The sequence below is a fragment of the Duganella fentianensis genome (genome assembly GCF_009857835.1).
In the GTDB taxonomy this organism is placed as follows: domain Bacteria; phylum Pseudomonadota; class Gammaproteobacteria; order Burkholderiales; family Burkholderiaceae_D; genus Rugamonas; species Rugamonas fentianensis.
In genome coordinates this window covers 260,388-272,942 of sequence record NZ_WWCL01000004.1, presented here as the reverse complement: position 1 = coordinate 272,942, position 12,555 = coordinate 260,388, and the positions used below count along the sequence as shown (strand labels likewise).

Below are 12,555 nucleotides of genomic sequence, written 5' to 3'. Positions count from 1 at the left end.
AGGCGGAAAGTACCGGCCTTTTCATCGCTGGGCGGCACAGCCTCATTAAGAGGCAAATTATAGTTGACCAGCCCATCCTTGAAAGGAATTCACACACACTTTGCACCATGTTGGTGCAAAGTGCGGAATTCTGTCGCACCACCACCACATTCCTGACGGCAACTGCCGAGAACGTGTAACTCCGCCCGAGGCTGGTCGAGCGGAAAATAAGTGCGCGATTTTAGAGTACGCGTCGCGGCAACGCAACATTTCTTGCCGCGACGGTCATTTGACTCAGCGCGGCTTGATCTGCGCTGCTGCCGCGATGGCGGCTTCGAACTGGCTGAATTTGACCCGCATATCTTTCAGCAATTGCTGCTTATCCGCGTCTTTCAGGAAGCTGTAGCGGATGCTGTCGAGCGAAAGTTTCTTGATTTCCGCGTAATCCGGCTTGTAGCGGGCTGCGTATAACACATACTCGCCCGACAGATTATTGCGCGACACGCCGGCGTCGTCCGTGGCCAGCACGAAGGGCACGCCGTATTTGCGGTACAGCGTCACGGGATGGGCCTCGCCCTGCACGCCCAGAATGAACTGGTTGCTGCTCAGATTGACTTCGACGGCGATGTCCTTGTCATGCATTTTTTTCATGACAGCCAGCGCATCCGTTTCATGGGCGATGTCCATGCCGTGGCCGATACGGCTGGCGCCAGCGATATCGAGGGCATCGCGGATGTGGAAGCTCAGCTCTTCCGGCTGCACCATGCCCAGCGCCAGTTCGCCTGCATGCAACGCCAGTTTCACATCGGGATAGCGGGCTTTGAGGAACTGGTACATACGCATGTGCAGCTTGTAGTCGCGCATGGAGACATAGGTGCTCTCCTGCCCGACGATGTTGGCGCCGACGATTTTCGGATGCGAACGGGCCAGCTTGAAGCTCGAGACGATCTGCGAAAAGACCTGCGATGGCGACAGGAAGCGCAGCGCGAATGGCTGGTAGCGCATGGTGAAACTGGCATCGTCGATACCGGCGCTGCTGGCATCCAGATTGGCCCTGTAGCCGTTGATCCACTGCTGGAAGGGCTGGTTGTCCTCCAGCCGCGCTGCCAGCGCGGCCATATCCGCTTCCGTCACTGCGCCCGCCTGGGCCAGCTGATCGAACGTGGCGTCCTGCGCCAGCGGCGCGATCTCGAAGATGGTTTCGATGTAGCGCAGGTTTTCCTGCACGGCGCGCTGCTTGAGGCGCTGCAGGCCATCGGCCGTATTGGTCGACGAGACGGGGCCGAAATAGGCAAAGGTATCGAAGAACTGGCGGTCCGGCGGCGACTGGATCGCGCTGTGATTGTAGAAGTCCTTGTCGGACCAGCGCTGCAGCAGCTGCGCCAGCACCGTGTTGTTCTGCATGACGTCGACACCGGACAGACAGTTGCGCTCGGCCAGCGGCTTGGCACGTTCGGCCGCCACTTCCGCTGCCACGGTGTTGATCATGTAATTCTGCTTGTTGACGCAATAGCCCTGCTTGTCCACCCATTCCAGATACTGCTCGGCGTAGATAGCGCCCGAATAGTGGTGGTGCAAGTCGCCGCCCTTGGGCAGCATGGTCATGAACATCGTCAGCTCGGCCAGCTTGGGTTCACCGCCGGACAGCAGCGCGGCGAAGTGACGCCTGGTGACTTCCTCGTTGCTCGGCGCTGCGGCCTGCGCTTGCGGCACGGCGCACAGCAGGGTTACTGCGGCCTGCACGGCCAGTGCGGCGGTCTTCAGGCTGACGATATTTTTTTGCATGAGTTTTCCCGTGTTGAATGGATGACTAGCGAAATCTGTCTGAAGTGCGCTAACGCGATGCCCTGCCCTGCGCAAACCAGCGGGGCTAGCGCGCTGCCCGCTGATACACCGGCTGGCCCGCTGCATAGGTGGCGGCTACGGCGCGGTCATCGCCCAGCAGTGCCAGCGCAAACAGCAGCTCTTCCAGACTGGCACCGCTTTCCTGCCATGCACGGTTGCGGCGCGCCAGCAATGGCGTGGCAGCCGGATCGAGCACGATGAAATCGGCTTCGGCACCGGCAGCAAAATTGCCGATCACGCCTTCCAGCTGCATGCTGCGCGCGGCGCCCAGCGTGGCCAGATAGAACATGCGCAAGGCTGGCAGATAACTGCCCTTCAGTCGCGCTACTTTATAGGCTTCATTCATCGTTTGCAACATCGAGAACGAGCTGCCGCCGCCCACATCGCTGGCCAGCGATAGCGCCATGCCGGCCCGGTCGGCCGCGGCAAAATCGAACAGGCCACTGCCGAGGAACAGGTTGGAAGTGGGGCAGATGGCTGCTGCCGCACCGCTGGCCGCCATGCGGGCGCGGTCGGTTTCATCGAGCCAGATGCAATGGCCGTACATGGAACGGGGGCGCAGCAGGCCGACGCTGTCGTACACGTCGATATAGCTGCGCGCCTGCGGGAATAGCTCGTGCACCCATGCGCATTCGGCCTTGTTTTCCGATACGTGGGTCTGGATAAAGGTATCGGGATAGGCACGTGCCAGCTCGCCCGCCAGATGCAGCTGGGCGTCGGTCGAAGTGGGCGCAAAGCGCGGCGTAATCGCATACAGGGCGCGGCCGCGCTTGTGCCAGCGCTGGATCAGCGCCTCTGTATCACGTGCGCCGCCTTCGGCCGTATCGCGCAAAAACTCGGGACAGTTACGGTCCATCAGCACCTTGCCTGCCACCATGCGCAGGCCACGCTGCTCGCTGGCGCTGAAGAAGGCATCGACCGACTGCGGGTGTACGGTGCAGTACACCATGGCGGTGGTGGTGCCGCAGCGTAGCAGTTCGTCGAGGAAGAACTCGGCCACCTGTCCTGCGTGGGCCGGATCTTCGAACTGGCGCTCAGTCGGGAAAGTGTAGGTTTCCAGCCATGGCAACAGGCCATCGGCGGGCGAGGCAATCATATCGGTCTGCGGATAATGCACGTGGGTGTCGATAAAACCGGGCATCAGCAGCTTGCCGCGATAGTCGTGCACGGGCGTGCCGATGGGCAGCGTGGCATGCAGGCTGGCGTAGTCGCCAGCAGCCTGCACCTTACCGTCGGCCACGATCAGCAGGCCGTCCGCATGGTAGACATGGGCGTCGCTGCTGAAGGCCGGATCGGCGAGAAAGTGCAGCAAGCTGCCTCGGTAGGCTTGCAGATTTGGGGGCATAACGGAGTCCTGATTAGTAATGAATTCTAGCGCGAGTGGGCCAGTGCCGCGTACTGTGCTTCCCACACCATCAGCAACTGGGCGCAGACGGAAGTGGCAATCACGGCGGGCAGCTTGCTGCGGATGCCGGGCAGGCCGATGGGGCAGACCATGGCGGCGATGCGCTCTGCGGGCAGGCCACGCGCCGCCATGCGCCGCTCGAACTGTACGCGCTTGGTCTGCGAGCCGATCAGACCAAACCAGCCCACATCGGCGCGCGCCACGATGGCTTCGCTCAAACGCTGGTCCAGCGCATGGCTGTGGGTCAGCACCAGAAAACTGGCACCGGCAGGGGCGCCGGCAACCAGCGCTTCCGGCACATCGGTCGCTTCGATGCGCACGTTGGCGGGCAGCTCGGCCGGGAACATGTCTTCGCGCTCGTCTATCCAGCTGACGGTACACGGCAGTTCGCCCAGCAGGCGCACGATGGCAGCGCCCACATGGCCGGCGCCGAACAGTAAAAGATGGGCGCGCGGCGTCAGCACGGCATCGGCCAGCCAGCGGCGTCCCCCATCATCGCGCAGCACTTGCGTGTTGCGCGCGTAATCAAAGGCAGGCAACAGGGTGCGCACATCGCCTGCCCCGTTCAGCAAATGGCCATCGGCATCCAGCAGCATGCTGGCGGCTGCACCATCGAGTGCGCTGAGGCGCCAGTAGTCGCTGCGCTGATCCTGCTTGAGCAGGGCCAGCGTCTGTATCAGTCCGGCATCCACCAGCTCGAAAGCCAGATACACCACACCGCCGCAGCACTGGCCCAGCGTGGGGCCCAGTGCATAGCGCTGCAGTTGCGGCACAGCTGCAGATCCTGGCGCTGCCGCATCGCGCAGCATGCCGCGCGCCACTTCCAGCGCACACAGTTCCAGATGGCCGCCGCCTATGGTATCGGCCTGCGCATCAGCCGTCACCAGCATATGTGCACCGGCCTCGCGCGGGACCGAGCCCTCGGCGATGGCGACCGTGACCAGAACTGCCGGTCCGGCAAGTGCAGCGTTCAGCCATGGATTCATTGCAGTCCTCAGGCAGCCATTTGCACTGCAGAGATAGCACGCAGGATTTCTTCGCTGGTGGCGGGCGCATTCAGCGGCGGCTGCACGCGATGGCCGCCTACGCTGGAAATCGCATCGCGGATGGCGAAGAACACGGAGAACGGCAGCAGCAGCGGCGGCTCTCCCACCGCTTTGGAACGGTGGATGCTGTCTTCGACGTTCCGGTTCTGGAACAGCTCCACCCGGAAATCCTGCGGGCAGTCGGAAATGCCCGGTATCTTGTAGGTCGAAGGCGCGTGGGTCATCAGCTTGCCCGCCGCATTCCACCATAACTGCTCCGTGGTCAGCCAGCCCATACCCTGTATGAACGCGCCTTCCACCTGCCCTTTGTCGATGGCGGGATTGAGCGAATTGCCGGCGTCGTACAGCGCATCGGCGCGCAGCAGCTTCCATTCACCGGTCAGGGTATCCACCACCACTTCCGACACCGCAGCACCATAGGCATAGTAGGAGAACGGATGGCCGCTCATGGTCTTGGCATCCCAGTGCAGGCCCGGCGTGGCATAGAAACCGTCCGACCATAGCTGCACCCGCGCCAGATAGGCCTTCTGCACCAGTTCCGCAAACGCTAGGCGGTGGCCGTTCACCAGCACGGCATTATCGAAGAACTGCACGGGCAGGCCATCCTCGTCGCCATACAGCTTGATGGCGAAGGCAGTCAGCCGTTCGCGGATCTGGCGTGCTGCATCCTGCGCGGCCTTGCCGTTCAGGTCTGCGCCTGTCGAGGCGGCCGTGGCCGAGGTATTGGCCACCTTGCTGGTATCGGTCGCAGTAATGCGCACATGCTCGAGATCCAGCCCCAGTTCATGCGCTACCACCTGCATCACCTTGGTGTTGATGCCCTGCCCCATTTCCGTACCGCCGTGATTGACCAGCACGGAACCATCCACATACACGTGCACCAGCGCGCCGGCCTGATTGAGGTGGGTAACATTGAAGGCAATGCCGAATTTCAGCGGCGTCAGCGCCAGCCCTTTTTTCAGCACGGGGCTGGTGCGGTTGTATGCCTCGATGGCGCTGCGGCGCGCGCGGTATTCGCTGCTCTGTTCCAGTTCTGCCGTCAGCGCGTCGATCACGTTATCGACGATCTCCTGACCGTAAGGCGTGACATTGCGCTCGGTCTTGCCGTAGAAATTCAGGCGGCGGATATCGAGCGCATCGCGCCCCAGCTGACGGGCAATCTCGTCGATCACGTATTCGATGGCTATCGCCCCTTGCGGGCCACCGAAACCACGGAAGGCCGTATTCGACTGGGTATTGGTCTTGCCGCAGGCCGCGCGTATGTCCACATCCGACAGATAGTAGGCATTGTCGAAGTGGCAGACAGCGCGCGTTGCAACGGGGCCGGACAGATCGGCCGAGAAGCCGGCACGCAGCGTCATGTCCACGCGGGCTGCCAGTATGCGGCCTTCCGCATCAAAGCCCACTTCGTACTCGTAATAGAAGCAGTGGCGCTTGCCCGTCACCAGCATATCGTCGTCGCGATCGGCGCGCAGCTTGACGGGACGGCGCAGCCTGGACGCTGCAATGGCCGCAGAGGCAGCCCACAGCGCAGACTGGGATTCCTTGCCGCCGAAGCCGCCGCCCATGCGGCGGCATTCCACCTGTACCTTGTGCGCATGGATGCCCAGCGCATGGGCTACCACGTGCTGCATTTCACTCGGGTGCTGGGTCGAGCACTGCACCAGCATGGCCTGATCTTCCTTCGGCGTGGCGTAAGCGATCTGACCTTCCAGATAGAACTGCTCCTGCCCACCGACGAACAGCTGGCCGCGCACCACGTTGGGCGCGCTGTCGAATGCGGCCTTGAAATCACCACGCTGTAACTGCATGGGCGGTAGCACGTACTGCTGCGCCGCCTTGGCTTGCTGCGGCGTGAAGATGGCCGGCAGTTCCTCGTAGTCGATGCGGGCCAGTCGGGCCGCGCGGCGCGCGTTGTCATGGCTATCGGCTACCACGATGAATATCGGCTGGCCGACGTACAACACTTCGCCGGTGCTCAGGATAGGGTCGTCATGGATGATGGGGCCGCAGTCATTGGTACCCGTAATATCGCTGGCCGTGTAGACCGCCACCACGCCGCTTGCCGCCAGCACGGGTGCCAGATCCATGGCCGTGATACGGGCGTGTGCCTTGGACGACAGGCCCAGCGCCGCATGCAGCGTACCATGCAGTTCGGGGATATCGTCCGTGTAGGTGGCCTGCCCCAGCACATGCAGGGTGGCCGATTCATGCTTGCTGCCTATGCCGACTGCTTTCCAGTCCTGCGCTGCCAGCAGCTTGGGGGCTACGTTCTGATTCATGGCTTCTCCTTGCAGCCGCCGCAGGCAAACGGGTTGACGTCCTGTGCGGCTAGCGGTGCATAGCCGCGCGTCTCGAACCAGTAGCGGCGCAGCAGATTCTGCGCCGTCTGCATGCGGTAACTACTGGAAGCGCGCATATCGGACAGCGGCTGGAAATCCTGCGCCAGTTTATCCATCGCCACCTGCAGATTCGCTTCATTCCAGCGCAGGCCCAGTAGCGCGGCTTCCGCCTGCGCGGCACGGCGCGGCGTGGCAGCCATGCCGCCAAAGGCGATACGCGCATCCCTGATCACATCGCCATCGAAGCGGAAGGCAAAGGCGGCGCAGACGGCCGAGATATCCTGATCGAAGCGCTTGGCCAGCTTGTAGGTACGGAACTGCACATCTGGCCGTGGCAGCGGTACGCGTACGGCCGCAACGAATTCGTCGGCGTGCATATCCTTCTTCTGATAGTCGAGATAGAAGGCTTCCAGCGCCAGCACGCGCTCCCCTTGCGGACCACGCAGCAGCACTTCGCTACCCAGCGCTATCATCCACGGCATCGAGTCGCCGATAGGCGAGCCGTTAGCCACATTGCCGCCCAGCGTACCCGCATTACGGATGGGCAGCGAAGCAAAGCGCTGCCACAGTTCGCCCAGCTGGGCTGGATAGTGGCGGCACAGCGCTGCGTAGGCATCATTGAGTTTGACACCGGCACCGATGTGCAGCATGCCGTCCGCCTCGTGCACGCTTTGCAGCGCCGTTACGTGGCCAAGATAGATGATGTCGCCCAGTTCGCGCATCTGCTTGGTCACCCATAGACCGATATCGGTGCAACCGGCCAGCAGCGTGGCAGCCGGATGGGCTGCCCGCAGCGCCACCAGTTCGTCCAGCGTGCGCGGCGCATGGAAAGTCTGGCCCTGCGCGCTGTAATGGCTGCCGCCGTCGCGCTGCATGGCCTGCAGCTGCGCCGTCAATGCGGCACGGTCGAATCCCACTTTCGGTAGTTCCGTCATGCGCCGGGCCGCATCGATGATGGGCCGGTAACCCGTGCAGCGGCACAGATTACCGGACAGGCAGTCGTCGATCTCGTGGCGCTGGGCCGGCTGGCCCTCCTTGTCCAGATACATGCCCCACAGGGACATGACGAAACCGGGCGTGCAGAAGCCGCATTGCGATCCGTGACATTCCACCAGCGCCTGCTGCACCGGATGCAGCGCGCCATCTGGCTGCTGCAGGTCTTCCACCGTGAACAGGGCTTTGCCATCGAGCGTAGGGGCAAACTGTATGCAGGAATTCACGGCCTTCATTTCCAGTTCACCGGCTGCATTCAGGCTGCCCACCACGACCGTGCAAGCGCCGCAATCGCCCTCGGCACAGCCTTCCTTGGTGCCGGTGCAGTGCAGGTCTTCACGCAGATGCTGCAGCACCGTGCGGGTAGGCTTGAGGCCTGAAACTTCGCGGACTTCGCCACGGTAGAAATAACGGATGGTGTCGGACATCAGGGCCTCACACGGAATAAGGATGCGTGGTATGCCAGTGTTCGGCAATATCGATACGGCGCGTGACCCAGACATGGTCATGCTGCTGCACATAATCGAGGAAGCGCGCCAGTGCGGCAGCACGTGCAGGCCGGCCCACCAGACGGCAGTGCAAGCCTATGGACAGCATCTTGGGCTGGTTCAGGCCGGCCGGATCGCCTTCCTGGTACAGCACGTCGAAGGCGTCTTTCAGATAATCGAAGAACTGCGTGCCCGAGTTGAAGCCCTGCGCTGCCGCGAAGCGCATATCGTTGGTATCTAGCGTATACGGCACGATCAGCTGCGGCGCCACGGCGGCCAGACCGTTAGCGTCGGTGTAAGCCACCTGCTGCCAGAACGGCAGATCGTCGCCGTAATTGTCGGCGTCGTAGCGGAAGCCGCCATGCTCGACCACCAGCTTGCGCGTCTGCGGCGAATCGCGCCCCGTGTACCAGCCCAGCGGTGCGCTGCCGGTCAGCTCGCGCATGATCTCCACCGCTTCTTTCATGTGGGCGCGCTCGGTGGCTTCGTCCATATTCTGGTAGCTGATCCAGCGCAGACCATGACAGGCAATCTCGTGGCCCAGTTCGCGGAACGCCGCGACGGCCTCGGGGTGACGCTTGAGCGCCATGGCTACGCCGAAGATGGTCAGCGGCAGCTTGCGCTCCTCGAACATGCGCAACAGACGCCACAGACCGGCGCGCGAGCCATACTCATAGAGGGACTCCATGCTCATGTGACGGTTGCTGAACGAAGCCGCGCCGATAATCTCGGACAGGAAGGTTTCGGAGCCGGCATCGCCGTGCAGCACATTATTCTCGCCGCCCTCTTCGTAGTTGAGCACGAACTGCAGCGCCACGCGGGCGCCATTGGGCCATTTTGCATGGGGTGGTTTCGGGCCGTAGCCTATCAGGTCACGCGGATAGTGGTCGTAAGTATTCATGTCGCAGGGGCGGCCAGTCTATGAGTTATATATCTGCAATCATATATGGCTAGCGGCCGTCCAGTATATGATTTACATAATAGACACTCATCACCTACCAATATAGGACAAGCCATGGGCAAACTCAGTACCCACGTTCTCGATATCAGCATCGGCAAGCCGGGCGCCGGTGTGCAGGTCAGCCTGTATGCCGTCACGCCGCAGGGGCGCGAACTGCGCGCGCAGGCCGTCACCAATGCCGATGGCCGCTGCGATGCGCCGCTACTGGAAGGCGAGCGCATGCAGGCCGGCAAATACGAACTGGTGTTTGCGGCCGGCGCCTATTTCGCGGCACGGGGCGTGGAACTGCCCGAGCCCCGTTTTATCGACGAAGTCACGCTGGCCTTCGGTATTGCCAGTCCCGAACAGAACTACCATGTGCCGCTGGTCGTGTCGCCGTGGGCCTATTCCACCTATCGCGGTAGCTGAAACGCTGCGCAGGCGCTAACATAGGCGTCCATGACCTCAAACGATACGGCGCTGATCGCCTCATTGCTCCAGCAAGCACTGGCCCACCACCAGCAGGGCCAGCTGGGCGCCGCGCAAGCTTTTTACCGGCAGGTGCTGGCTTTGCAGCCGCAACAGTTCGACGCCCTGCACCTGCTGGGCGTGATCGCCCGCCAGCAGGGCGATGCCGCGCAGGCTATCGACCTGATCACGCAAGCCCTCCAGCTCGACAGCCAGCAGGCCAAAGCCCATTGCAATCTGGGTGTGGCGCTGATGGATCAGGGCCGCGCGGCCGAAGCGCTGGCCAGCTACGACAGGGCACTGGCCCTGCAGCCCGATTACGCCATGGCATGGAGCAACCGCGGCAACGCCCTGCACCGCCTCGGCCAGCAGGAAGCTGCGCTGGACAGTTACCAGCAAGCCCTGCGCTATCAGCCCCGCTATGCAGAAGCGCACAGCAACCGCGCCGTCGTGCTGCAGGAAATGGGCCGCTATCTCGATGCACTGGGGGCCGCCGAAGCTGCGCTCGATCTGAACGACCGCCATGCCGACGCCTGGCTGGCACGCGGCCATGCCCTGCACTGTCTGCGCTGGCTGCCGGAAGCAGTGGAGAGCTTTGACCGCGCCCTGCACCTGCGCCCGGACTGGGCCGAAGCCTATGCGGCACAGGGTGCCGCCCTGCACCGGCTGGGCGAGCTGGCGCCAGCGCTGGACAGCTATGAACGGGCACTGGCGCTGCAACCGCGTCATCCCCAATGGCATACGGCACGTGGCAACACCCTGCGCGCCATGCAGCGCCACGATGAGGCGGCACAGGCCTACCGCACGGCGCTGGAATGTGGCGAACAGGCCGAAACCGTGGCCTATGCGCTGGCTTCCGTCGGCGCAGGCGAGGCACCGGCCAGCCTGCCGGCCGAATACGTGCGCAATCTGTTCGACCAGTATGCCAACCATTTTGACGAGCATCTGCTCAAGGTGCTCGACTACCAGACGCCGGCCCATCTGGCCCGCCTGCTGCAGCAGCACCCGCCGTCCACGCCAGCGCCGCGCGACATTCTCGATCTCGGCTGCGGCACCGGTTTATGCGCGCCGGCCCTGCGCCCGCTGGCGCGCAAGCTGTGCGGCGTCGACCTGTCGCCGCAGATGCTGGAAAAAGCCGCCCAGCGCCAGCTCTACGATGAACTGCACTGTGCCGATCTGCTGGCCTATCTGGCCGATCAGTCCGACGCATGGGACCTTGCCGTTGCCGCCGACGTATTCGTCTACATCGGCGACCTGAGCGCCGTATTCCATGCCATCGCCCGCGCCTTGCGCAGTGGCGGCCAGTTCTGCTTCTCGGTCGAAGCGGCCAGCAGCGGCGACTACACGCTGCAAGCGTCCAATCGCTACGCCCACAGCCACGCCTATCTGCAGCGCCTGGCCAGCGCCAGCGGTCTGCAAGTGCTGGCCTGCGAAGCACTCACGGCCCGCGAGGAAAACGGCGCACCGATCCAGGCGCTGGCCCTGTTGCTGCAGAAGGCTTGACACTGCAGGCCAGCAGCAGTGTGCTGCAAACTGGTGCGCCAGCTCAGTCCAAGGGCGAAAGTTGCATGGAAGGGCAGCTTGCCTTAGAATCAAAAGTTCTGTGGCCGGATTTTGCTGGCCATGCCGCCTGTGCCAGCGCGACTCCGGCTGACCAGTTTCCCATGCAGTTTTCTTGACGGTGACCCTTGGATACCGTGCCGTTTTGGGCAGAATGTCTTGCCCTCGCACTCCTGATACTTTGTTCGGCCTTCTTCGCCATGGCCGAAACCGCCCTGATGGCGGCCAACCGCTACCGCTTGCGCCACATGGCCAAACGGGGCAGCCGCCGTGCCATCACCACGCTATGGCTGCTGGACCGCACCGATAAGCTGCTGTCGCTGGTGCTGATCGCCAACACCCTGATCAATGCCATGGCCACGGCGCTGGTCACGGCCATCGCCATCGAAACCTTCGGCCATGACGACAACGTCATCACCATTTCCACCGGCGTGGTGGCCTTCCTGCTGATCGTGTTCGCGGAAATCAGCCCGAAAGTGATAGGTGCTACCTACCCCGAGCGCATCGCCCTGCCTACCAGCATGCTGCTGAAGCCGCTGATGGGGCTGGCCAAACCGGTGATCTGGTTCGTCAACCTGTTCGTCAATCTGGTGCTCAAGCTCTTCCGCATCAAGGCCGGCGCCCATGCCCACGAGGCCCGCCTGTCGCCGGAAGAACTGCGCTCCATCGTGCTCGAGGGCGGCAACTTCATGCCGCAGAAGCACAAAAGCATCCTGCTCAATCTGTTCGATCTGGAGACCATCTCGGTCGAAGATGTAATGACGCCGCGCGCCCAGATCGAAGCGCTGAATCTGGAACTGAGCGTGGAAGAAATCAAGCGTGAGCTGACCACCTGCTACCACAACAAGCTGCCCGTGTACGAAGGCGAAATCAACCGCATCGTCGGCATTCTGCACGTGCGCAAGGCCGTGGCCCTGCTCAATCAGGACGACGAGCTGACAGTGGACGACTTCCGCAAGCTGCTTAGCGCACCGTATTTCATCCCGCAGGATACGGGCGTGTTCACCCAGCTCCAGTATTTCCAGGAAAACCGCGAACGTCTGGGCATCATCGTCGACGAATACGGCGAGGTGCAGGGTCTGGTTACGCTCGACGATATCATCGAGGAAATGATAGGCGAGTTCACCACCTCCATGCCCGGCGCGGCACGGGCCGACAGCTTCGGCTGGTCGGAACAGGGTGTATGCCTGCTGGAAGGTGCCACCGCGCTACGCGATATCAACAAGCGGCTGGGCCTGAACTTCCCGCTGGACGGACCCAAGACCCTGAACGGCTTGCTGCTGGAAGTGCTGCAGGAAATCCCCGACGCCCCCATCAGCCTGAAACTGGAGCCCTGCATCGTCGAAGTGGTCCAGGCCCACGATCAGGCCATCAAAGTGGTCAAGCTGATACGCCTGCCACAAAAACGGGCACACTGAAGCACTCAGACTTGCGCCAAACGCAACGTTGCAGAGTAAAATCGGTCATCTGCGGCGAAAAACGCCGCCTT

Annotated in this window: 9 protein-coding genes; 3 read left to right on the top strand and 6 right to left on the bottom strand. The window is 62.6% G+C overall.

All coding sequences use genetic code 11. The annotated features are described in order from the left end of the window. Positions 1-273: 273 nt before the first annotated feature. The 6 genes from GTP23_RS18295 to puuE all read right to left on the bottom strand — a co-directional run bounded on the left by GTP23_RS18295 (position 274) and on the right by puuE (position 8,999). A complete protein-coding gene (locus GTP23_RS18295; protein WP_161036438.1) occupies positions 274-1,764 on the bottom strand; it encodes an amidohydrolase family protein in 1,491 nt (496 codons plus the stop codon). Positions 1,765-1,849: 85 nt separating this feature from the next. After that, positions 1,850-3,169 carry a guanine deaminase gene (guaD, locus tag GTP23_RS18290; RefSeq protein ID WP_161036437.1) on the bottom strand — a complete coding sequence of 440 codons (1,320 nt, stop codon included), beginning with the start codon at positions 3,167-3,169 and terminating at the stop codon, positions 1,850-1,852. 26 nt (positions 3,170-3,195) lie between these two features. Further along, the gene (xdhC, locus tag GTP23_RS18285) at positions 3,196-4,215 is read right to left on the bottom strand and encodes a xanthine dehydrogenase accessory protein XdhC (protein ID WP_161036436.1); all 1,020 of its coding nucleotides are present in this window, start codon (positions 4,213-4,215) and stop codon (positions 3,196-3,198) included. 8 nt (positions 4,216-4,223) lie between these two features. After that, positions 4,224-6,557, bottom strand: a complete 2,334-nt coding sequence (xdhB, locus tag GTP23_RS18280; protein WP_161036435.1) for a xanthine dehydrogenase molybdopterin binding subunit — start codon at positions 6,555-6,557, stop codon at positions 4,224-4,226. Beyond that, a complete protein-coding gene (gene xdhA, locus GTP23_RS18275; RefSeq protein WP_161036434.1) occupies positions 6,554-8,038 on the bottom strand; it encodes a xanthine dehydrogenase small subunit in 1,485 nt (494 codons plus the stop codon). The genes xdhB and xdhA overlap by 4 nt, the downstream gene beginning before the upstream one ends. Positions 8,039-8,045: 7 nt before the next feature. Next, entirely contained in the window at positions 8,046-8,999 is a 954-nt protein-coding gene (puuE, locus tag GTP23_RS18270; protein ID WP_155434394.1) for an allantoinase PuuE, read from the bottom strand. Positions 9,000-9,113: 114 nt separating this feature from the next. Here puuE and uraH point away from each other — a divergent pair, with 114 nt between their 5' ends. From uraH to GTP23_RS18255, 3 genes are all read left to right on the top strand, one after another. Continuing rightward, on the top strand, positions 9,114-9,467 hold the full coding sequence (uraH, locus tag GTP23_RS18265) for a hydroxyisourate hydrolase (protein ID WP_161036433.1): 354 nt from the start codon (positions 9,114-9,116) through the stop codon (positions 9,465-9,467). 30 nt (positions 9,468-9,497) lie between these two features. Further along, a complete protein-coding gene (locus GTP23_RS18260) occupies positions 9,498-11,009 on the top strand; it encodes a tetratricopeptide repeat protein (protein WP_161036432.1) in 1,512 nt (503 codons plus the stop codon). A gap of 185 nt (positions 11,010-11,194) precedes the next feature. Further along, complete coding sequence (locus GTP23_RS18255) at positions 11,195-12,484, top strand: HlyC/CorC family transporter (protein WP_161036431.1); 1,290 nt, start codon at positions 11,195-11,197, stop codon at positions 12,482-12,484. The last annotated feature ends 71 nt before the right edge of the window (positions 12,485-12,555 follow it).